Origin of the sequence: Thauera chlorobenzoica (assembly GCF_001922305.1) — a bacterium.
Lineage (GTDB): Bacteria > Pseudomonadota > Gammaproteobacteria > Burkholderiales > Rhodocyclaceae > Thauera > Thauera chlorobenzoica.
In genome coordinates, this window is sequence record NZ_CP018839.1 from 3141310 (window position 1) to 3163708 (window position 22399).

20 protein-coding genes are annotated in these 22399 nt (G+C 66.3%); 3 read left to right on the top strand and 17 right to left on the bottom strand.

What is annotated here, in order from left to right:
* Nucleotides 1–49 precede the first annotated feature (49 nt).
* Nucleotides 50–313 carry a hypothetical protein gene (locus Tchl_RS14630; protein ID WP_075149752.1) on the top strand — a complete coding sequence of 88 codons (264 nt, stop codon included), beginning with the start codon at nucleotides 50–52 and terminating at the stop codon, nucleotides 311–313.
* On the opposite strand, the gene Tchl_RS14635 is transcribed toward Tchl_RS14630, so the two are convergent.
* The 4 genes from Tchl_RS14635 to Tchl_RS14650 form a co-directional block, all read right to left on the bottom strand.
* Nucleotides 285–1652, bottom strand: coding sequence for a replication-associated recombination protein A (locus tag Tchl_RS14635; protein WP_075149042.1), 1368 nt, complete (start codon nucleotides 1650–1652; stop codon nucleotides 285–287). The genes Tchl_RS14630 and Tchl_RS14635 overlap by 29 nt on opposite strands.
* 67 nt (nucleotides 1653–1719) lie before the next feature.
* The gene (gene lolA / locus Tchl_RS14640; protein WP_075149043.1) at nucleotides 1720–2382 is read right to left on the bottom strand and encodes an outer membrane lipoprotein chaperone LolA; all 663 of its coding nucleotides are present in this window, start codon (nucleotides 2380–2382) and stop codon (nucleotides 1720–1722) included.
* On the bottom strand, nucleotides 2379–4667 hold the full coding sequence (locus tag Tchl_RS14645) for a DNA translocase FtsK (protein ID WP_075149044.1): 2289 nt from the start codon (nucleotides 4665–4667) through the stop codon (nucleotides 2379–2381). The genes lolA and Tchl_RS14645 overlap by 4 nt, the downstream gene beginning before the upstream one ends.
* A 152-nt stretch (nucleotides 4668–4819) precedes the next feature.
* Complete coding sequence (locus Tchl_RS14650) at nucleotides 4820–5491, bottom strand: Crp/Fnr family transcriptional regulator (protein ID WP_075149045.1); 672 nt, start codon at nucleotides 5489–5491, stop codon at nucleotides 4820–4822.
* A gap of 227 nt (nucleotides 5492–5718) precedes the next feature.
* Between Tchl_RS14650 and trxB the strand changes: the two genes are divergently transcribed.
* Both trxB and Tchl_RS14660 read left to right on the top strand, forming a co-directional pair.
* Entirely contained in the window at nucleotides 5719–6669 is a 951-nt protein-coding gene (gene trxB, locus Tchl_RS14655) for a thioredoxin-disulfide reductase (protein WP_075149046.1), read from the top strand.
* An 8-nt stretch (nucleotides 6670–6677) separates the two neighbouring features.
* The gene (locus tag Tchl_RS14660; RefSeq protein WP_075149047.1) at nucleotides 6678–7817 is read left to right on the top strand and encodes a Smr/MutS family protein; all 1140 of its coding nucleotides are present in this window, start codon (nucleotides 6678–6680) and stop codon (nucleotides 7815–7817) included.
* Nucleotides 7818–7874: 57 nt separating this feature from the next.
* Here Tchl_RS14660 and Tchl_RS14665 read toward each other — a convergent pair whose 3' ends face one another.
* The 13 genes from Tchl_RS14665 to nuoE form a co-directional block, all read right to left on the bottom strand.
* Entirely contained in the window at nucleotides 7875–8213 is a 339-nt protein-coding gene (locus tag Tchl_RS14665; RefSeq protein ID WP_075149048.1) for a P-II family nitrogen regulator, read from the bottom strand.
* A 23-nt stretch (nucleotides 8214–8236) separates the two neighbouring features.
* Nucleotides 8237–9865 (bottom strand): NAD+ synthase, encoded by a 1629-nt coding sequence (locus tag Tchl_RS14670; RefSeq protein ID WP_075149049.1) that lies wholly within the window; start codon nucleotides 9863–9865, stop codon nucleotides 8237–8239.
* 78 nt (nucleotides 9866–9943) lie between these two features.
* Nucleotides 9944–10507 (bottom strand): NUDIX domain-containing protein, encoded by a 564-nt coding sequence (locus Tchl_RS14675; RefSeq protein WP_075149050.1) that lies wholly within the window; start codon nucleotides 10505–10507, stop codon nucleotides 9944–9946.
* A 97-nt stretch (nucleotides 10508–10604) separates the two neighbouring features.
* Nucleotides 10605–12074, bottom strand: a complete 1470-nt coding sequence (gene nuoN, locus Tchl_RS14680; RefSeq protein ID WP_075149051.1) for an NADH-quinone oxidoreductase subunit NuoN — start codon at nucleotides 12072–12074, stop codon at nucleotides 10605–10607.
* Nucleotides 12075–12117: 43 nt separating this feature from the next.
* Complete coding sequence (locus tag Tchl_RS14685; protein WP_075149052.1) at nucleotides 12118–13599, bottom strand: NADH-quinone oxidoreductase subunit M; 1482 nt, start codon at nucleotides 13597–13599, stop codon at nucleotides 12118–12120.
* An 85-nt stretch (nucleotides 13600–13684) separates the two neighbouring features.
* Nucleotides 13685–15706, bottom strand: a complete 2022-nt coding sequence (gene nuoL, locus Tchl_RS14690; protein ID WP_075149053.1) for an NADH-quinone oxidoreductase subunit L — start codon at nucleotides 15704–15706, stop codon at nucleotides 13685–13687.
* A 12-nt stretch (nucleotides 15707–15718) separates the two neighbouring features.
* A complete protein-coding gene (gene nuoK, locus Tchl_RS14695) occupies nucleotides 15719–16024 on the bottom strand; it encodes an NADH-quinone oxidoreductase subunit NuoK (protein WP_004304479.1) in 306 nt (101 codons plus the stop codon).
* Between the two features lie 58 nt (nucleotides 16025–16082).
* Entirely contained in the window at nucleotides 16083–16688 is a 606-nt protein-coding gene (locus tag Tchl_RS14700) for an NADH-quinone oxidoreductase subunit J (RefSeq protein WP_075149054.1), read from the bottom strand.
* Nucleotides 16689–16718: 30 nt separating this feature from the next.
* Entirely contained in the window at nucleotides 16719–17204 is a 486-nt protein-coding gene (gene nuoI / locus Tchl_RS14705; RefSeq protein WP_075149055.1) for an NADH-quinone oxidoreductase subunit NuoI, read from the bottom strand.
* Between the two features lie 7 nt (nucleotides 17205–17211).
* Entirely contained in the window at nucleotides 17212–18261 is a 1050-nt protein-coding gene (nuoH, locus tag Tchl_RS14710) for an NADH-quinone oxidoreductase subunit NuoH (RefSeq protein WP_075149056.1), read from the bottom strand.
* Nucleotides 18261–20600, bottom strand: a complete 2340-nt coding sequence (gene nuoG / locus Tchl_RS14715) for an NADH-quinone oxidoreductase subunit NuoG (protein ID WP_075149057.1) — start codon at nucleotides 20598–20600, stop codon at nucleotides 18261–18263. The genes nuoH and nuoG overlap by 1 nt, the downstream gene beginning before the upstream one ends.
* On the bottom strand, nucleotides 20594–21898 hold the full coding sequence (gene nuoF / locus Tchl_RS14720) for an NADH-quinone oxidoreductase subunit NuoF (protein WP_075149058.1): 1305 nt from the start codon (nucleotides 21896–21898) through the stop codon (nucleotides 20594–20596). Before nuoF ends, nuoG begins: the two co-directional genes overlap by 7 nt.
* 11 nt (nucleotides 21899–21909) lie before the next feature.
* Nucleotides 21910–22389 (bottom strand): NADH-quinone oxidoreductase subunit NuoE, encoded by a 480-nt coding sequence (gene nuoE, locus Tchl_RS14725; protein ID WP_075149059.1) that lies wholly within the window; start codon nucleotides 22387–22389, stop codon nucleotides 21910–21912.
* Nucleotides 22390–22399 lie beyond the last annotated feature (10 nt).

Sequence of the window (22399 nt, forward strand, 5' to 3'; positions counted from 1 at the left end):
CAAGCGCGCAGCAAAGACGACATACCATCTACGCGAAGAGGAGTTCAGCATGCTATCGATTCGTGACTGCCTCGACTACTGCGACCTGACCGACGACGAGATCGCCCTCATCGCCGAGCATGAAGAAATTCCCGATGCGGCCGCCGCCCAGGTGGCCTGCGGATTGGTGCAGACGCCGGAAGGGGTGATGGTCCTGACCGGGTACATGCTCGATCTGATCGAACGCGCCAACGCCCACGGCGATGTCGACAAGGCCGCGCGCGCGGCCTCAGTCTGCGCCCGGTTCATGGCGGATCATCCCCTGCTCCACTGAGCCGCCCTCCCCTAGCGCCGGAGGTGTTCGTGTCGCTGCGCGCGGCGGCATCGAGTGCGCGCAGGTGGGCGAGCTTTTCGGCGATCTTCGCTTCCATGCCGCGCGCCACCGGACGGTACCAGGCAGGACGGGGCATGCCGTCGGGAAGGTAGTCCTCGCCCGCCGCGTAGCCCTCGGGTTCGTCGTGGGCGTAGCGGTAGGCCTTGCCGTAATCGAGCGACTTCATCAGCTTGGTCGGGGCGTTGCGCAGGCGCAGCGGCACCGGCCGCGAGTCGTCCTGGGCGACGAAGGCGCGCGCCGCCTTGTAGGCCTTGTACACCGCGTTCGACTTCGCCGCGCAGGCCATGAATACGGTTGCCTCGGCGAGCGCGAGTTCGCCCTCGGGCGAGCCCAGGCGTTCGTAGGTGGCGCAGGCATTGAGGGCGATCTCGAGGGCGCGCGGGTCGGCAAGGCCGATGTCCTCGGTAGCCATGCGGATCAGCCGGCGCCCCAGATAGAGCGGATCGGCGCCACCGTCGAGCATGCGGCACAGCCAGTACAGCGCAGCATCGGGGTCGGAGCCGCGCACCGATTTGTGCAGGGCCGAAATCTGGTCGTAGAAGGCTTCGCCGCCCTTGTCGAAGCGGCGCAGCTTGCGCGACAGCGCCTGGTCGATGAAGGCGGCGGTGACCGGGGCGACGGCGGCGGTCTCGGCGGCGATCTGGACCTGCTCGATCAGGTTCATCAGCCGGCGTGCGTCGCCGTCGGCAAAGCCGATCAGGCGCGCGCGGGCATCGTCCTCGAACACCAGCGCCGGGCAGGCGACGGCGTGGGCGCGCTCGAACAGCCGCGCCAGCGCCTCGCCATCGAGCGCTTCGAGCACGTACACCGCGGCCCGCGACAGCAGCGCGGAATTGACTTCGAACGACGGGTTCTCGGTGGTGGCGCCGATGAAGGTCACCAGCCCCTGCTCGACATAGGGCAGGAAGGCGTCCTGCTGGGCCTTGTTGAAGCGGTGCACCTCATCAACGAAGAGGATCGTGTGGCGCCCGCGCGCCTTCGCCGCCTGGGCCTGGCCGATCGCCTCGCGGATTTCCTTGACCCCCGAGAACACCGCCGACAGGGCGATGAAATCGGCATCGAAGCCCTGCGCCATCAGCCGCGCGAGAGTGGTCTTGCCGACCCCGGGCGGCCCCCACAGGATCATCGAGTGCGGCCGGCGCGACTCGAACGCCAGGCGCAGGGGCTTGCCCGGCCCGAGCAGGTGAGCCTGGCCGGCGACTTCGTCCAGCGTCTTCGGCCGCATGCGCTCGGCAAGCGGGACCTGGGGCGGCTCGAGCGAATCGAAAAGGTCGGTCATGGGAAGCAACGGACATCGGGACGAGGAGCCCAATTCCGGGCCTCCACCGCGGCGGCCGCGGGGCCGCTCACTGTGCCAGGCCCGGCACCGTACCGATGATGTCGGCGCCGGCCGGCGGAGTGAAGCGGAAACGGTCGCCGGCGAGCACCGGATCGAGTTCCAGGCGGGTGAAATGGATCCGCGTGGTCTGGCCGAACGGATCGCGCATTTCCATCTGGCGCAACTCACCCCCTTCGAGGCCGAGGCGCAGCGACTCGAAACCGCTGTCGGGGCGCAGCGGGCGGGCGTCCACCCAGGCCAAGCCGTCGCGCTCGCCGCCATCGGAGAGTTCAAAGCTGTCTTCGAGCGCGCCGCTGCCGAACAGGATGGCGGCGGGCGTTGCGCCCAGCGCATCGCCGATTTCACGCACCGTGACCTGGTTCAGGTCGGGGTCCCAGATCCACAGGTTCTGGCCGTCGCCGACCAGCAGCTGGCGATAGGGGAGGTCGTATTCCCAGTGGAAGCGGCCCGGCCGCGCATAGACGAAACGGCCCGCGGCCTGCTGCGGCTTGCGCCCGGACTTGGCCACGACCGTCTGCTCGAACGTGCCTTCGGCGCTGCGCGCGCGCGCGACGAAGGCCTTCAGCTGGGCCACGCCGTCCGCGGCCACGGCCAGGCTCGCCGCCACCGCCAGCGCCATCCCCGCGACAGCGCGCAGCAGGAATGCCGCGCGTACACTGAACAGCTTCATTCGTTCTCCTTGGCCGGCACGATCACATCGCGATTGCCGTTGCTTCCCATCGGCGAGACCAGCCCCGCCCGTTCCATCTGTTCGATCAGCCGTGCGGCGCGGTTGTAGCCGATGCGCAGGTGGCGCTGCACCAGCGAGATCGACGGCCGGCGTGTCTTGATCACCACTTCGACCGCCTGGTCGTAGAGCGGATCGGCTTCGCCCTCGCCGCCCTCGCCGCCACCGAGCGCCCCGTCCAGTTCGTCCTCGGCGGCCGCCAGGATGCCCTCGACATAGTCGGGCGGACCGATCTTCTTCAGGTGCTCGACCACCTTGTGCACCTCGTCGTCGGCGACGAAGGCGCCGTGCACGCGCACCGGCAAGCCGGTCCCCGGCGCCAGGTAGAGCATGTCGCCCATCCCCAGCAGGGTCTCCGCGCCCATCTGGTCGAGGATGGTGCGCGAGTCGATCTTGCTCGAGACCTGGAACGCGATGCGGGTGGGCACGTTGGCCTTGATCAGGCCGGTGATGACATCCACCGACGGGCGCTGGGTGGCGAGGATCAGATGGATGCCGGCGGCGCGGGCCTTCTGCGCGAGGCGGGCGATCAGCTCTTCGACCTTCTTGCCGACCACCATCATCATGTCGGCCAGTTCATCGACGACGACGACGACGTAGGGCAGTGGCTCGAGCGGTTCGGGGTTTTCCGGGCTGATCGAGAACGGGTTGGTGAGCGGGGCCTCGGCCTTGCGCGCCTCGCTCACCGCCTTGTTGAAACCGGCGAGGTTGCGCACCCCGACCGCGGCCATCAGCTTGTAGCGCTTGTCCATCTCCGCCACGCACCAGTTGAGCGCGTTGGCGGCGTGCTTCATGTCGGTGACGACCGGCGCCAGCAGGTGCGGGATGCCTTCGTAGATCGACAGCTCGAGCATCTTGGGGTCGATCATGATCAGGCGCACGCGCTCGGGCTCGCTCTTGTACAGCAGCGACAGGATCATCGCGTTGATCCCCACCGACTTGCCCGAGCCGGTGGTGCCGGCCACCAGCAGGTGGGGCATCTTGGCCAGATCGGCGACCACCGGCTGGCCACCGATGTCCTTGCCCAGCACCACGGTGAGCGGCGAATGCATGTCGTTGTAGGCCTTCGAGCCGACGATCTCGGACAGGCGCACCATCTGCCGCTTCGGATTGGGCAGTTCGAGCGCCATGCACGACTTGCCGGGCACGGTCTCGACCACCCGGATCGACACCAGCGACAGCGCACGGGCGAGATCCTTGGCCAGGTTCACCACCTGGCTGCCCTTGACTCCGGTGGCCGGCTCGACCTCGTAGCGGGTGATCACCGGGCCGGGATAGGCGGCGAGCACCTTGACCTCGACACCGAAGTCGGCGAGCTTGTTTTCGATCACGCGCGAAGTGAATTCGAGCGCTTCGGGCGACGGCGGCTCGGCCGTCGTGCTGGCTGGATCGAGCAGCCCGACCGGCGGCAGCGCGCCTTCGATGGCGTCGGCGAACAGGGTCTGCTGGCGCTCTTTTTCGAGGCGTTCGGATTTGGTCACGGTGGCCACCGCCGGCTCGATGCGCAACGGCGTCGCCGGCGTTTTTTCGCTCTTGCGGCGGCGGCTCTCAAGCACGACTTCGCGCTTTTGTGCGGTCTGGCGGCCGATGCGGCGGTCCTGCCAGCGCTGCCAGGCTTGCTGTACGCCGATCACCGACTGTTCGAGCCCCAGCCCGACGCGCTCGACCACGGCGATCCACGACAGCCCGGTAAACAGGGACAGCCCGCAGGCGAGCAGTGCCAGCAGCAGCAAAGTGCCGCCGGTGAAGCCGAAATAGCGCTGGCTGAGCTGGCCAAACTCCATGCCGATCAGTCCGCCCGGCGCCAGCGGGACGGTTGCGCCGTGGGAATGGAAACGCAGGAATTCGAGTGCGCTGCTGGTCAGCAGGACGACCAGAAAGCCGACCAGGACAAAGATGAAGGAACGCCGGTCGAGCTCGAGGCGGTTCTTGATCCGCCGGAATCCCCACACCAGGCTGTAGCCGAGAAACACCACCCACCACCACGAAGACAGGCCGAACAGGTACAGCAGCAGGTCCGCGAGCCAGGCGCCGAAACGCCCGCCGGGGTTCGCCACCCGTGCCACGTCGGAGGCGTGCGACCAGCCGGGGTCGCTCTTGGAATAGCCCAGCAGGATGAGGCCGACATAGAGCGACATCACGCCCAGGATCAACCAGCGCGCCTCCTGCAGCAGCAGCGAGATCTTTTCCGGCAAGGGCTGGGAACGGGACGACGGACGGGGCAGCATGAAAGGGGGGAGCAGGCGGCCGGAGTGGAACAACGTCCGGATTATACGGGATCGCCCAGCGCTGCCGGCCGCGATGTTGCGCCTGCTCACAAACCCCGGCCGGCGGCCCGCAGCCGGGTTCAGGCCCCGGCGGGGCCCCGCCCGGAGCTCATTCAGACCTCACTGAGGCGCTCGCGCAGCACGATCCCGTCGGCCCGCTCCTCGATCAGGCCGCGCTGGCCGAGATCCTTCATCACGCGGCTGACCATCTCGCGCGAGGCGCCGATCATCTTGGCGATGTCCTGCTTGGACAGCCGACGCGCGAGCACGGTCTCGCCGCCCACGTCCTCGGCCATCTCGATCAGCAGCCGCGCCACCCGGCCATAGACGTCCATCAGGGCCAGGCTTTCGATTTTGCGGTCGGCATAGCGCAGGCGCTCGGCGAGGTTGCACATGATGCGCCACGACACATCGAAGCTGCCTTCCATGATGCGGCGGAAATCCTGCTTGGAAATGAGCACCAGGTCCGAAGGCATGACCGCGACCACCGAGGCCGAGCGCGGCTGTTCGTCGAACATCGCCATCTCGCCGAAAAGCTCGCCCTGGCCCAGGATGGAAAGGATCACCTCACGCCCGTCCTCGTCGCTGACCACGACCTTGAGGCTGCCGGTCAGCACCAGATAGACATAGTCGGGCCGGTCGCCGGCGGTCAGCGCCGATTGACCGCGCGCCACCCTGCGCATCATCGACACCCGCGCCACCGCATCGAGCGCCTCGTCGGACAGCCCGTGGAAAAGCGGGAAGGTTTTCAGCGCGACGACGGAGACGGCAGTGATCCGGGACATGGCAACTCCAGCTTTCGGTAACGGGCGGCAACCCGACGGCGCGCCGCGATGCGAAAGTGTAGACGATTACACGGCAAACCAGCGGCGATCGCGGCCGCCGCCGCGCCTGCGGCATGGATAACGATGGATGGGTTCGCGTGCGCGGAAGCCGCAATCGCCCCCCGGAAAGAGGCTCACGCCCTCGGCTATAATCGGCCCTTCGTTCGCAACCCGCAGGAATGCTCCTCATGACCACCAAACACGCCCGCCTGCTGATCCTCGGTTCCGGCCCTGCCGGCTACACCGCCGCGGTCTATGCCGCGCGCGCCAACCTTGCTCCCGTGCTCGTCACCGGTCTTGCCCAGGGCGGCCAGCTGATGACCACGACCGATGTGGACAACTGGCCGGCCGATGCCGACGGCGTGCAGGGGCCCGAGCTGATGGCGCGCTTCCAGAAGCACGCCGAGCGCTTCAACACCGAGATGATCTTCGATCACATCCACACCGTGGAACTGGCCCAAAGGCCCTTCCGCCTGGTCGGCGATTCGGGCGAATACACCTGCGACGCGCTGATCATCGCCACCGGCGCCACAGCCAAGTACCTCGGTCTGCCTTCGGAAGAGAAGTTCGCCGGTCGCGGCGTCTCCGCCTGCGCCACCTGCGACGGCTTCTTCTACCGCAACCAGGAGGTCGCCGTGATCGGCGGCGGCGACACCGCGGTCGAGGAGGCGTTGTACCTGGCCAACATCGCGAAGAAGGTCACCCTGGTGCACCGCCGCGAACAGTTCCGCGCCGAGAAGATCATGATCGACAAGCTGATGGAGAAGGTCGCCGCGGGCAAGATCGAACTCGCGCTCAACGCCACCCTCGACGAGATCCTCGGTGACAACTCCGGCGTCACCGGGATGCGGATCAAGGACGTGGCTTCGGGCGCGACCCGTGAGGTGGCCTTGCAGGGCGTGTTCATCGCGATCGGACACAAGCCCAACTCCGACATCTTCGAAGGCCAGCTCGAGATGGAGAACGGCTATATCGTCACCCAGGGCGGACGCCACGGCAACGCCACCCAGACCAGCGTGGCGGGCGTGTTCGCCGCCGGCGACGTGCAGGATCACACCTACCGCCAGGCGGTGACGTCGGCCGGGACCGGCTGCATGGCTGCGCTCGACGCCGAGCGCTATCTCGACGCCCTGGGCTGAAGCGCATCATGGCCCGCCGTCCGCACAAGCCGCCTTCATCGGCAGCAGCCGGCGAACCCGGGCGCGACGACGGCAAGTCCGGCAACGCGCCTTTCGCCGCCCTGCGCCGGCAGCTCCGGGAGCAGCAGGAGACGGCGACGCACCCTGCTTTGCAGCCTGCCTCGCCGCCCCCGGGCACCGGGCGTACACCGGAAAAGGCGCCTCCCGCGGCAGCCGGCAGCGCGCGCGCGGATGCTGCCCCGGCGCCGGACAGCCCCGGCGCGGCGCTTCCGGACGAAGCCGAGCGAGCCCTGTTCCGCCAGGCGCTCGGCGCGGTCCGCCCGCTGCGCCGCGACGGCCGGGCCGAAATCGAGCCGCCCCGCCCCGCCCCCGTCCCGCGCCGCCGGGACAGCGCCGCCGCCGACGACCTCGCCCCACCCCCGCGCCGCGCGGAATCCGACCCTTTGCGGGCCGCCTACGCGGGCGTGGTGCCGCTGCGCGACAGCGGCCGGGTGGAACTGGAGACGGCGCACCGCGCCCGCAGCCCTTCCGCCACAGGCGGCGTCCGCATCCAGCGTCCGGACGCGATCGTGCTGCCGGCCGATGCCGATGCAAGCGACCCGGCGGCGCTGTTCCGCCTCGTGGTCGGCGACACCCGGCCGCTCGACCGCGGCAACCGGGTTGAACTGGAACGCCCGCCGCCCGCACCGGCTCCGGCCAAGCACGAGGCAGACGAGCGGGCGGCGCTGGACGAATCGCTGATTGCCCCGCTGACGTTCGAAGACCGTCTCGACATGGGCGACGAAGCCGCGTTTCTGCGCACCGGCCTGCCCCGCCGCGTGCTCACCGACCTGCGCCGCGGGCGCTGGGTGCTGCAGGGCCAGATCGACCTCCACGGGCTGACCCGCGACGAAGCGCGCGCCGCGCTCGGCCACTTCCTCCACGACAGTCTCGGTCAGGGCAAGCGCTGCATCCGCGTGATCCACGGCAAGGGCCACGGTTCGCCGGGGAAGGAATCGATCCTCAAGCAGCTCTCGCGCGGCTGGCTGGCCCAGCGCGAGGAGATCCTCGCCTTCTGCCAGGCCGGTCCGCACGAAGGCGGCAGCGGCGCCTTGCTGGTGCTGCTGCGCGCCCGCAATGCCGCACCGCGGCGCGCCAGGCCGGACTGAGCCCAAGCCCGCCTGCGGGCGGGCCGTGCCCCCGCAGGCGGGCTCGGGGCGGCCGGCTCAGATCGCGGCTTCGTTGGTTTCGCCGGTGCGGATGCGGATCACCTGCTCGACCGCCATCACGAAGATCTTGCCGTCGCCGATCTTGCCGGTATGCGCGGCCTTGATGATCGCTTCGACCGCAGGATCGACCATGTCGTCGGCGAGGACGAGCTCGACCTTGATCTTGGGCAGGAAGTCGACGACGTACTCCGCGCCGCGGTACAGCTCGGTATGCCCTTTCTGGCGGCCGAAGCCCTTCACTTCGGTCACCGTCAGGCCGGTGATCCCCACTTCGGAGAGGGCTTCACGCACCTCGTCCAGCTTGAACGGCTTGATGATCGCTTCGATCTTTTTCATCCCTTTCCTCCTTGTCGGATGTTTCAGAACTCGTCCTGGTAGCGCGACGTGATCGGGTAGCGCCAGTCCCGACCGAAGCCGCGCGGGGTGACGCGAATGCCGACCGGGGACTGGCGGCGCTTGTATTCGTTGCGCTTGAGCATCGCCACCGTGCGCCGGACCTCGGCCTCGGGGTAGCCAGCGGCGATGATCTCGCGCGGGGATTCGTCGCGCTCCATGTAGGCTTCGATGATCGCATCGAGCACTTCGTAGGGGGGCAGGCTGTCCTGGTCCTTCTGGTCGGGCTTGAGCTCGGCCGAAGGCGGACGGTCGATGATGTTCTGCGGGATCACCGGATCGACCGTGTTGCGCCAGTTCGACAGGCGGAACACGAAAGTCTTGTACAGATCCTTCAGCACCGCGAAGCCGCCGGCCATGTCGCCGTAGAGGGTGGCGTAGCCGGTGGCCATCTCGCTCTTGTTGCCGGTGGTGAGGACGATCGCGCCGGTCTTGTTCGATAGCGCCATCAGGATCATGCCGCGGATGCGGCTCTGCAGGTTTTCTTCGGTGGTGTCGGCGGGCAGACCGGCGAATTGCGGCGCGAGCAGCTCAGCGAACACCTTCATCGCCGGTTCGATCGGGATTTCGTCGTAGCGCACACCGAGCCGGCGCACCATTTCGCGCGAGTCGTCCAGGCTCATCTGCGCGGTGTAGGGCGAAGGCATCATCACCGCGCGCACCCGCTCCGCGCCCAGGGCGTCGACGGCGACGGCCAGGGTCAGCGCCGAGTCGATGCCTCCGGACAGGCCGATGATCGCCGATGGGAAGCGGTTCTTGCCCAGGTAGTCGCGCACGCCGGTCGTCAGCGCCGCATACACCTCGGCTTCGAGCGGGCGCGGCGGAATCCGCACCGTGCTCTGCCAGCGCCCGTCTTCCCAGCGCAGTACGTCGAGGCGTTCAGCGAACGTGCCCGCCTGGTAGGCCAGGGAGCCATCGCCATCTAGGGCGAAGGAGGCGCCGTCAAAAACCAGCTCGTCCTGGCCGCCCACCATGTTGCAGTACAGCACCGGGAGCCGGGTTTCGGTCACGCGCGCGCCCAGCACCTGCAGGCGCAGCGCCTGCTTGTTCATGTGATAGGGCGAGGCGTTGAGCGCGAGCAGCACCTGCGCGCCCGCCGCCTGTGCCGCGCGTGCCGGCCCCGGCTCCCAGACGTCGGCGCAGATGTTGATGCCGAAGCGCACGCCCTTGCATTCGAACACGCAGGGTGCGGCACCGGCCTCGAAGTAGCGTTCCTCGTCGAAGACTTCGTAGTTGGGCAGCAGGTTCTTGTGGTAGCTCGCGAGCACGCCGCGCCCGCGCAGCACCGAAGCGGTGTTGTAGCGCAAGCCGCCGGCCTCGGCCGGATGGCCGAGGACCACGGTGAGATCGGGGGCGGCGTCGGCGATGCGCTGTACTTCACGGGCGCAGGCGCGGTAGAAGTCGGGCCGCAGCAGCAGGTCTTCGGGCGGATAGCCGGACAGCGCGAGCTCGGGAGTGAGCACGATGTCGGCACCCGCGGCGCGCGCCTCGGCGACCGCGGCGATGATCCGGTCGGCGTTGCCGACGAGATCGCCGACGGTGAGATTGAGCTGGGCGACGGCGATGGTGACGGGGGAATGGGCGCTTGCATTCATCCTGGGATCTCGATTATTGCGCGGCAGCGACGCGACGCCCCGCTTGCGCGGGCACGGCGGCGATCGCGACAGGCGTAGTCATTGCGTCCCGCGGATCAGCGGCAGGGCGCGAAAGAAAGCGGTGATCGTCTTGGCGTCGGTGATCTCGCCGCCATGGATCCGGGCTTCGACCTCGGCGACCGGGAGGTGGAGTAGTTCGAGGAATTCGCCCTCGTCCCAGGCGTGGCCGACCTGCTCCAGGTGAGTGGCGTAGAAGATCTCGATGCGCTCATCGGAATAGCCGATGCAGGGGTGCATTACCCCGACATGATGCCAGCGGGCCGCCCGGTAGCCGGTTTCTTCACGCAGCTCGCGCACCGCGCAGGCAAGGGGAGCCTCGTTCGCATCGATCTTGCCGGCGGGCAGTTCGAGAAAGGCCCGGCGCAGCGGATAGCGGTACTGGCGTTCGAACACCAGCGTGCCGTCGTCGCGCAAGGCGACGACGACGACGGCGCCGGGGTGGCGGATGTACTCGCGCACGCCATTGCCCCCATCGGGCAGGCGGACGCGGTCGCGGCGGACATGAAGCAGCGCACCATCGAACACGCACTCGGTGGCCAGCTCGCATTCGTGCAGGGGATCGTCAAGGTCGGGGGCGCTCATGTTCCGATCCTAGCCGACCCGCGCCTCCCGCGCCACCGGCGACGGCGGGCGAGGAGCGCCACAGCGGGTGGGCAGCGCGGCGCGCCGGTCCAGCTTCTTACAGCGAGCCCAGCAGGGCGTAAGCACACAGCGACATCAGCATCTGCGGCGCGAGCCCGAGGGCGGCGATCGCCAGGCCATTGGCCGACAGCATCACGCGCACTTCGGCCGGAGCGCGGATCGGCGAGGCATCGACCGGTTCGTCAAAGTACATCACCTTGACCACGCGCAGGTAGTAGAAGGCGCCGATCACCGACATCACCACCGCGACCACGGCCAGCCACAGGTAACCGGCCGCGACCACCGCCTGCAACACCGACAGTTTGGCGAAGAAGCCGATGAAGAACGGCACCCCGGCCATCGAGAACATCACGAACAACATCATCAGCGCGTACCACGAGCTGCGCTTGTTGAGGCCCTTGAAGTCGTCGATGTTCTCGGCTTCGAAGCCGGCGCGCGAGAGCAGGATCAGCATGCCGAACGAGGCCAGGCTCATGATCACGTAGGACACGGCGTAGAACATCGCCGAGCTGTAGGCATTGAGGGCGAAGTGACGGTCGCCCTCGACGACGCCGGCGAGCAGACCCAGCAGCATGAAGCCCATGTGCGAGATGCCCGAGTAGGCGAGCATGCGCTTGATGTTCTGCTGCGCGATCGCGGCCAGATTGCCGAGCACGATCGAAGCCACGGCAACCAGCATCAGCATCACCTGCCACTCTTCGGCAAGGTCGAACAGGGCCCAGATCAGCAGGCGCACCGCCATCGCGAACGCCGCCAGCTTGGGCGCGGTGGCGATCACCAGGGTGACCGCGGTCGGGGCGCCCTGATAGACGTCGGGCACCCACATGTGGAAGGGCACGACGCCGAGCTTGAAGCAGATCCCGGCGACGAGGAAGACGAGACCGAACATCAGCACGGTCTGGTTCGCCGACTGGTTGTAGATCGCCTGGGCGATGGCGGAGAACTCCAGCGTGCCGGTCGCGCCATAGACCATCGACATGCCGTAGAGGAGCAGGCCGGAGGCCAGCGCGCCGAGCACGAAATACTTCATCGCGGCTTCGGTCGAGCGCGGGGAGTCGCGGTCGAAGGCGACCATCGTGTACAGCGCGAGCGACATCATCTCGAGGCCGATGTACATCGGCAGCATGTGGTTGGCGGTGACCATCACCATCATGCCCAGCGTCATCAGCAGCGCGAGCAGGTAGTACTCGGGCTTGTCGAGCTTGCGGTCGGCCAGATAGCCGCGGCCGTAGAGCAGCGCAATCGCGGTGGAGAAGTAGATCATCAGCTTCAGGAAGTCGCCCAGCAGGTCGCTGATGAAGAGGTTGCTGAAGGTGTAGACCACCTCGCCTTCCATCGTGAAGATGGTGATGAAGGCGGCCGCGATCAGGGTGAATTGAGTGAGGTGGTAGGCGAGCCCGCGCGCAATGCCGCGCGCGAAGGTGCTCGCCAGCATGATCACCAGGGCCATCACGGCGACGAAGATTTCGGCCGCTGCGGGGTAGAAGTCGGGGACGACGAAATTCATCTTCTGACCAGTCCGTTAAGTGTCTCTCGAACGCTCGGGGCGCTCAGAGCTTGCTCACGGCAACATGCCGCAGGAGTTCGTTGACCGAGGCGTGCATCACTTCGGTGAAAGGGAAGGGATACAGGCCCATCGCCAGCACACAGAATGCCAGGATCGCGAGGAAGGCGAATTCACGCCCGTTGATGTCGGTCAGCTCGGCCACATGCTGGTTGGCGATCTTGCCGAAGACGACGCGCTTGTACATCCACAGCGAATAGGCCGCACCGAGAATCAGGGTGATCGCGGCAGTGAAGCCGATCCAGAAGTTGAACTGGACCGCGCCGAGCACCACCATGAATTCACCGACGAAGCCGGAGGTGGCCGGCAGACCGGAGTTGGCCATCGCGAACAGCATGAAGAAGGCGGCGAACTTCGGCATCGTGTGCACCACCCCGCCGTAGTCGGCGATCTGGCGCGAGTGCATGCGGTCGTAGAGCACGCCGATGCACAGGAACATCGCGCCCGAGACGAAACCGTGGGAAATCATCTGCACCAGCGCGCCTTCGAGGCCGAGCGGATTGAAGATGAAGAAGCCCAGGGTGACGAAACCCATGTGCGAGATCGACGAATAGGCGACGAGCTTCTTCATGTCGGCCTGGACCAGGGCGACAAAGCCGATGTAGACCACCGCGATCAGCGACAGGGTGATCACCAGCGGCGCCATCTGCTGCGCGGCATCGGGCACGATCGGCAGCGAGAAGCGCAGGAAGCCGTAGGCGCCGAGCTTGAGCGCGATCGCCGCCAGCACCACCGAACCGCCGGTGGGCGCCTCGACGTGGGCATCGGGCAGCCAGGTATGCACCGGCCACATCGGCACCTTGACTCCGAAGGCGATCAGGAAGGCGAGGAAGATCAGCACCTGCGGCTCGATCGCCAGCGGCACCTGATGCCAGTCGAGAATGCTGAAGCTGCCGCCGGACTCCATGAACAGGTAGAGCAGCGCGATCAGCATCAGCAGCGAGCCGAGCAGGGTGTAGAGGAAGAACTTGATCGCCGCATAGACGCGGTTGGCGCCGCCCCAGATGCCGATGATCAGGTACAGCGGAATCAGCGAAGCTTCGAAGAAGACGTAGAACAGCACGCCGTCGAGCGCCGAGAAGATGCCGTTCATCAGCCCCGACATGATCAGGAAGCCCGCCATGTACTGCGCGACCTTGTCCTGGATCACCTGCCAGCCCGCCATCACCACGAGGATGGTGATGAAGGCGTTGAGGATCACGAACAGCACCGACAGACCATCGACGCCGAGGTGGTAGTTGATGTTGAAGCGCGGCACCCACGGCATCAGTTCGCTGAACTGCATCGCGCTGGTGCTGGCATCGAAGCCGGTGTAGAGCGGAATGGTCACGACAAAGCCAGCCACCGCGACCGCGAAGGCGAGCATCCGCGCCAGCGGGGCATTGCGATCCGAGCCGGTGGCCAGCACCAGCAGGCCGCCGAAAATCGGCACCCAGATCGCCAGACTGAGGAGAGGAATGTCCGTCATCGTTGCTTTCCGTTCAGTGCGCCAGAGAGGGCGCGTTCGATCTTGTTATGTGTTTCCGTTCCTGCGTGCACACTGCGCACCCATCTCAGCCACGGTTGAACCAGTAGGTGAGGAGCACGAACACGCCGATGATCATCATGAAGGCGTACTGGTACAGGTGGCCGGTCTGGAACAGGCGCGACATCTGCGCGACCCAGCCCACCAGCCTTGCCGAGCCATTGACCGCGATGCCATCGATCAGGCCCTGATCGCCGGCTTTCCACAGTCCCTTGCCGAGCACGCGGGCGCCGCCGGCGAAGACGATCTCGTTGAAACGGTCGAAGAAGTACTTGTTCTCGAGCAGGCTGTGGATCGGCTTGAAGATGCGCTGGATCGCGGCCGGAATGTCCGGACGGACCAGGTAGAAGAACCAGGCCAGCACCACCCCGCCCATCGCCAGCCAGAACGGCGCGGTCTGCAGGCCGTGCACCGCCATCGCCACCGGACCATGGAAGGCCGCTTCGAGCTCCTTCAGGCCGACGTGGTTGTCGCCGACGAAGATCACGCCCTTGAACCATTCGCCGAACAGCATCGGCTCGATGGTGAAGAAGCCGATCAGCACCGAGGGGATGGCGAGCAGGGCCAGCGGCAGCGTCACCACCCAGGGCGACTCGTGCGGCTTCTGCCCCGGCGCGAGGCCATGGTGATGGTCGGCCGAAGGTTCCTCGTCGTCGTGATCGCCGTGGTGGTCGTGATGCCCGTGCGCGTTGCCGAAGCGCTCCTTGCCGTGGAAGACCAGGAAGTACATGCGGAACGAGTAGAAGGCGGTGACGAACACCCCCAGCAGGACGCAGAACAGGGCATAGCCGGCGCCGGGGATGGTCGACGCATGGACCGCCTCGATGATCGAGTCCTTGGAGTAGAAGCCGGCAAAGAAGGGGAAGCCGATCAGGGCCAGCGAACCGAGCAGCGAGGTGAGCCAGGTGACCGGCATGTACTTCCACAGCCCGCCCATGTTGCGCATGTCCTGGTCGTGGTGCATGCCGATGATCACCGAGCCGGCGCCGAGGAACAGCAGGGCCTTGAAGAAGGCGTGGGTCATCAGGTGGAACACCGCCGCCGAGTAGGCCGACACGCCCAGGGCCACGGTCATGTAGCCGAGCTGGGACAGCGTCGAGTAGGCGACGACGCGCTTGATGTCGTTCTGGACGATGCCGAGAAAGCCCATGAACAGCGCGGTGGTGGCGCCGATCACCAGGACGAAGGACAGCGCCGCGTCGGACAGTTCGAACAGCGGCGACATCCGCGCCACCATGAAGATGCCGGCGGTGACCATGGTCGCGGCGTGGATCAGCGCCGAGATCGGGGTCGGGCCTTCCATCGAGTCCGGCAGCCAGACGTGCAGCGGCACCTGGGCGGACTTGCCCATCGCGCCGATGAACAGGCAGATGCAGATCGCGGTGATCAGCGGCCAGCCGGTGACGGCCATCTCGGTGACCGACAGTTCCTGCGCCTGGGCGAACACTTCGGCGTAGTTGAGGCTGCCGGTGTAGGCGACGATCAGGCCGATGCCGAGGAGGAAGCCGAAGTCGCCGACGCGGTTGACCAGGAAGGCCTTCAGGTTGGCATAGATCGCCGTCGGGCGGTCGTACCAGAAGCCGATCAGGAGGTAGGAGACGAGGCCCACCGCTTCCCAGCCGAAGAACAGCTGGAGGAAGTTGTTGGACATCACCAGCATCAGCATCGAGAAGGTAAACAGCGAGATGTAGCTGAAGAAGCGCTGGTAGCCGGGGTCTTCGGCCATGTAGCCGATGGTGTAGATGTGCACCATCAGCGACACGAAGGTCACCACCAGCATCATCATCACGGTCAGCGAGTCGATCAGGAAGCCGACCTCGAAGGTGATGCCGCCGGCGACCATCCAGGTGTAGAGCGTGCCGTTGAAGGTGTTGCCCGCGGCCACGTCCTGGTAGATCACCACCGACAGGGCGAAGGCGATCGCCACCCCCAGGATGGTGGCGGTGTGCGCGCCGGCACGGCCGATGGTCTTGCCGAACAGACCGGCCAGAATCGCCCCGGCGAGCGGCGCCAGCGGCACGAGAAGATAAAGTGTCTGCATGTCCGTCATCGTGACGCTTCCTTAACCCTTGAGGCTGTCCAGATCATCCACATGGATCGTGCGCATGTTGCGGAACATGACGATCAGGATCGCCAGGCCGATCGCGGACTCGGCCGCTGCGACGGTGAGGATGAAGAAAACGAAAACCTGGCCGGCGATGTCGCCCAGATAGTGCGAGAAGGCGACGAAGTTCATGTTGACCGACAGCAGCATCAGCTCGATGGCCATCAGCAGCACGATCAGGTTCTTCCGGTTGAGGAAGATCCCGACCACGCTGATCGCGAACAGGATCGCGCCCAGGATGAGGAAATGGGAAAGCGAAAGCATCTGTGACTCCCTGATCGCGCCGGCGCATGACCGGCGCGGTTCTTGTTCGCGTGCAGTGTCAGTCTTGTTTCTCGGGCTGCATCTTCACCAGCTCGACGCGGCCTTCGCGCTTCACCGCGACCTGCTTCGACGGATCGATGGCCTTGAGCCCCTTGCGCTTGCGCAGCGTCAGCGCCACCGCAGCGACCATCGCCACCAGCAGCACCAGCGAGGCGAGCTCGAACGGATACACGTAGTCGGTGTAGAGCACGCGTCCGAGTTCGCGGGTGTTGCTGTAGGTCTCGCCCGCGGCGGGCGGAGCCGGCATCGCTTCGAGGCCGAAGTACGGGCCGCCGAGCACCAGGATCATCTCGATCAGCATCAGGATGCCGACCAGCGCGCCGACCGGCAGATAGCTCCAGAAGCCTTCGCGCAGACGGTCGAGATTGATGTCGAGCATCATCACCACGAACAGGAACAGCACCATCACTGCGCCGACGTACACCATCACCAGGGTGACGGCGAGAAACTCGGCCTGCAGCAGCAGCCACAGGCCGCCGGCGTTGAAAAAGGTCAGCACCAGGAACAGCGCGGCGTGCACCGGGTTCCGGACGGTGATCACCCTCAGCGCCGCGAGCACCATGATCGCGGCGAGAAAGTAGAAGACGAAGGTCTTGAATTCCATGTTCCTGAATGGCGCCCGGGCGCCCTCCCCTTAGCGGTACTTTGCGTCCTGCTCGCGGTCGGCCGCGATCTGGGCCTCGTTGCGTTCCCCTACGGCCAGCAGCATCTGCTTGGTGTAGTAGAGGTCGCCACGCCGTTCGCCGTGATATTCCAGCACTCTCGTCTCGACGATGGCATCGACCGGACAGGCCTCCTCGCAGAAACCGCAGAAGATGCACTTGGTGAGGTCGATGTCGTAGCGCGTGGTGCGGCGCGAGCCGTCCTCGCGCTGCTCCGACTCGATGGTGATCGCCATCGCCGGGCAGATCGCCTCGCACAGCTTGCACGCGATACAGCGCTCTTCACCGTTCGGGTAACGGCGCAGTGCGTGCAGGCCGCGGAAGCGGTTGCTCTGCGGGGTCTTTTCTTCCGGATACAGGACGGTGATCTTGCGCTGGAAGAAATGCCGGCCGGTCAGGGCCATGCCCTTGACGAGTTCCTTCAGGAACAGACTGCCGATGTAATCCTTGGCACCCATGGTCTTCTCAACTCCAGATCGACAGCGGCGACATCATCCACACCGCCACTACAAACACCCACACCAGGGTCACCGGGATGAACACCTTCCACCCCAGGCGCATGATGTGGTCGTAGCGGAAGCGCGGGAAGGTGGCACGCGCCCACAGGAACAGCAGCAGGATGAACGCGGTCTTCAATGCCAGCCAGTGGAAGCCGTCGGGCAGGAAGCCGACCGGCGACAGCCAGCCGCCGAGGAACAGGATCGAGGTCAGGATCGACACCAGGATCATGTTCGCGTACTCGGCGAGGAAGAACAGCGCGAAGGTCATGCCCGAGTACTCGACCATGTGACCGGCGACGACTTCGGCTTCGCCTTCGACGACGTCGAACGGGGCGCGGTTGGTCTCGGCGATGCCCGAGATCACGTACACCACGAACATCGGCAGCAGCGGCAGCCAGTTCCACGACAGGAAGGACAGGCCCATGTCGTGGAAGCGGCCCTGGCCCTGCGAAGTGACGATGTCGGTGAGGTTGAGGCTGGCCGAGATCAGCAGCACGCAGATCAGGGCGAAGCCCATCGACACTTCGTAGGACACCATCTGCGCCGCAGCGCGCATCGCACCGAGGAAGGGGTATTTCGAGTTCGACGCCCAGCCGGCGACGATCACCCCATAGACTTCCATCGAGGTGATCGCGAGCAGGAACAGCAGGCCGGCATTGACGTTGGCCAGCACCAGACCGTCATCGAAGGGGACCACCGCCCAGGCCGCCAGCGAAGGCGCGATGGCGAGGATCGGACCAAGGATGAACAACCCCTTGCTCGCCCCGCTGGGAACGATGATTTCCTTGAACAGCAGCTTCATGCCGTCGGCGATCGGCTGCAGCAGGCCCTTGGGACCGACGCGGTTGGGGCCGATACGGACCTGCATGTAGCCGATCACCTTGCGCTCGGCAAGCGTCAGATAGGCCACGCAGATCATCAGCGGAGCGATGATCGCGACGATCTTCGCCAGCGTCCACACCGCAGTCCAGGCAGGGCCGAAAAATTCGGCGACAGGTTGCAGCATCGCTTCCATCAGACACGCTCCACGCTGAGTTCACCGCTCATCGCGCCGAGCGCAGCGGTCGAGGAGTGCGCTGCGGCCACGCGCACGCAGCCGGCGGCGAGGCCCGCATCCGCCTGAACGGTCAGTTCCGCGCCCCCTCCTCCCTGGACAACACGAATCTTCTGCCCGGCCGCGAGCCCGAGCGCGGCAAGCGTCGCCGGGGCGATGCGCGCCACCGGCGCCGCGGCATCGCGCGTCTTCTGCAGCGAAGGAGCACGACGCACGAGGGCATCGGCAAAATAGATCGGCACGTCGGCAACGCGCTCGAGGGCGTTCGCCGCCGCGCTGGCGGAGGACACCACCACCCCTTCGATGCCGTTGTCGAGCGCCGCGGCGAGATCGGCCGGCAGCGCCTGGGCGCGAACCGCTTCGGAATCGTCGTAGCCGAAGCCTTCGAGCGACAGCAGGTTGCCGAGCACGCGCAGCACCTTCCAGCCCGGACGGACGTCGCCCAGCGGGCGCGCCACCGCGGTGAAGCTCTGGGCGCGGCCTTCGCAGTTGACGAAGGTGCCGGAAGTTTCGCTGAAGGGCGCGATCGGCAGCAGCACGTCGGCGACCGCGCGCAGCGCGGGGGAATCGAAGGCCGACAGGCCCACCACCAGCTGCGCCGAGCTCATCGCCGCCATCGTCGCCGCGGGGTTGGCGAAATCCAGATCGGGTTCGGCGCCGAGCACCACATAGGCCTTGCGCGGCTGCTCGATCATCGCCGCGGCATCGAGGCCGTCCGCTCCCGGCACCGCACCGGCCAGATAGCCGCCGACGCTGTTGGCGGCCTCGCCGATGAAGCCGAAGCTGCCAGCGGTGAGGCGGGCGATCTCCTGCGCGAGCATCTGCAGTTCGCTGGCACGGCCATGGTGGGCGGCGAGGCTGCCCAGCCACACCGCGACCTTGCGTCCGCTGGCGAGGCTTTGCGCGATCGCAAGGGCTTCGTCGGCGACCGTGTCGGGCAATTTGCCCAGCAGCGCGGGACTGACTTCGGCCCCCTTTTCGCGTGCCAGCGCGACCACCACCTGGGCGAGCGTGGCGACCATTGCCGAGGGCGCGACCAGCGCCCGGTTCCGGACCGGAATCAGCCACTCTTCGGCATTCGGGCCGACGGCGCTGACGTGCAGCCCCTTCTTCGCCGCCTGGCGCACGCGCTGGGCGAGCAGCGGCGCATCCTTGCGCAGGAAGCTGCCGATCACCAGCAGGCGGTTGAGATCAGCGACGCCGGCGACCGGCATCCCCAGCCAGGGGGCCCCGGCCCTTTTGCCGTCGGCGCGGAAGTCGGCCTGGCGCAGGCGGAAATCGACGTTCTCGCTGCCCAGCCCGCGCATCAGCTTCTGCAGCAGGTAGAGCTCTTCGACCGTCGAATGCGGCGAGGCGAGCGCGCCGAGGGCGGCCGCGCCGTGATCCTTGGCGATCCCGCGCAGCCCGGTGGCGGCGAATTCGAGCGCAACCTGCCAGTCGACCGCCTTCCACTGCCCGCCCTGCTTGATCATCGGCGTGGTCAGGCGCTGCTCGCTGGCGAGCGCTTCATAGGAAAAGCGGTCCTTGTCCGACAGCCAGCATTCGTTGAGTTCTTCGTTTTCCAGCGGCAGCACGCGCTTGACGGTGTCGTGCTTGGTCTGGACGATCAGGTTCGCGCCGAGCGCATCGTGCGGGCTCACCGACTTGCGTCGCGACAGCTCCCAGGTGCGGGCGGCGAAGCGGAACGGCTTCGAGGTCAGGGCGCCGACCGGGCAGAGGTCGATGATGTTGCCCGACAGTTCGGTGTCGATCGTACGCTCGATGAAGGGCATGATCTCTGCGTGCTCGCCGCGGAAGGCCTGGCCCATTTCCATCTCGCCGGCGATTTCGGTGGTGAAGCGGACGCAGCGCGTGCAGTTGATGCAGCGCGTCATGTCGGTGGAGACGAGGGCGCCGAGGTTCTTGTTGAACACGACGCGCTTTTCTTCCTGGTAGCGCGAAGCGGAAGAACCGTAACCGACGGCCAGATCCTGGAGCTGGCATTCGCCGCCCTGGTCGCAGATCGGGCAGTCGAGCGGGTGGTTGATGAGGAGGAACTCCATCACTCCCTTCTGCGCCTTCACCGCCTGCTCGGAGTGGGTCCACACCTTCATGCCGTTGGTCACCGGCGTGGCACAGGCGGGCAGCGGCTTGGGCGCCTTCTCGACCTGGACCAGGCACATCCGGCAGCTGGCGGCGATGGACAGCTTCTTGTGGTAGCAGAAGTGCGGGATGTAGGCCCCGGCCACCACGGCCGCATCCATCACGGTGCTGCCGTCATTGACCTGGACCTGCTTGCCGTCGATTTCGATCTCTAGCATGAGGGGCTCACGTAGATTTGGCTGCCGGCGTGCTGCACTTCGGGCGGCACGAGGCATTTCTTGTTTTCGATGTGGTATTCGAATTCGGCACCGAAGTGCTTGATGAAGCTCTGTACCGGCATCGAGGCGGCGTCGCCCAGCGCGCAGATGGTGCGACCCATGATGTTGCCGGTGACCGAATTGAGCAGATCGAGGTCGTCCGGGCGGCCGAGACCGTGCTCGATGCGATGCACCACGCGGTACAGCCAGCCGGTGCCCTCGCGGCACGGCGTGCATTGGCCGCAGGACTCCTCGAAGTAGAAATACGACAGCCGCTCGAGCGCCTTCACCATGCAGGTGCTCTCGTCCATGACGATCACCGCGCCCGAGCCGAGCATCGACCCCGCCTTGGAGATCGAGTCGTAGTCCATCGTGCAGTCCATCATCACGCTGCCCGGCAGCACCGGCGACGACGAGCCGCCGGGAATGACCGCCTTCAGCTTGCGCCCGCCGCGCACCCCACCGGCCATCTCGAGCAGTTCGGCGAACGGCGTGCCGAGCGGGATCTCGTAGTTGCCGGGGCGATTGACGTGGCCCGAGATCGAGAACAGCTTCATCCCGCCGTTGTTGGGCTTACCGAGCTCGAGGAAGGTCTCGCCGCCCATGTTGAGGATGAACGGAACGGAAGCGAAGGTCTCGGTGTTGTTGATCGTGGTCGGCTTGCCGTACAGGCCGTAGCTCGCCGGGAACGGCGGCTTGAAGCGCGGCTGTCCCTTCTTGCCCTCGATCGATTCGAGCAGCGCGGTTTCCTCGCCGCAGATGTAGGCGCCGTAACCGTGATGGGCGAAGAGTTCGAAGGAGAACTCCGAGCCAAGGATGTTCTGCCCGATCAGCCCGGCAGCGCGCGCTTCGGCAAGCGCCTCTTCGAAACGCTGATAAACCTCGAAGATCTCGCCGTGGATGTAGTTGTAGCCGCGCGCCGCGCCCATCGCATAGGCCGCGATCACCATGCCCTCGATGACGCTGTGCGGGTTGTAGCGCAGGATGTCGCGGTCCTTGAAGGTCCCCGGCTCGCCCTCGTCCGAGTTGCAGGCGAGGTACTTGTCGCCGGGAAAGGAGCGCGGCATGAAGCTCCACTTCAGTCCGGTCGGGAAGCCCGCCCCGCCGCGACCGCGCAGCACCGAGGTCTTCAGCTCGGTGATGATCGCGTCCTGGGAAATATTTTCGGCGATGATCTTCTTCAGCGCCGAATAGCCGCCGCGGGCGAGGTAGTCCTGGAGCCGCCAGGTGCGGTCGCCGTCACAGCCGGCGAGGATCATTCCTTGCGTGCTCATTTCTTGTCCAGCTCGGCCAGAATCTGGTCGATCCTCTCGGTGGTCATCCAGCTGCACATGTGATGGTTATTCACCAGCAGCACCGGGGCGTCGCCACAGGCGCCCATGCACTCGCCTTCCTTCAGCGTGAACTTGCCGTCGGGCGTGGTCTCGTTGAAGTCGATGCCGAGCTTGTGCTTGAGGTAGTCGGCGGCATGGACGCCGCCGGACAGCGCACAGGGCAGGTTGGTGCACACGGTGATCTTGTGCCGCCCGACCGGCTCGAGGTCGTACATGTTGTAGAAGCTCGCCACCTCGTAGGCGGCGATCGCCGGCATGTCGAGGTAATCGGCCACGAACTCGATCAGTTCCTTCGGCAGCCAGCCCTTTTCGACCTGGGCGATCCGCAGCGCGGACATCACCGCGGACTGCTTCTGATCGGGCGGATATTTTGCGATCTCTCGATCGATCTGTTGCAGCGATTCCTGGCTCAGCATGTCGTCTTGA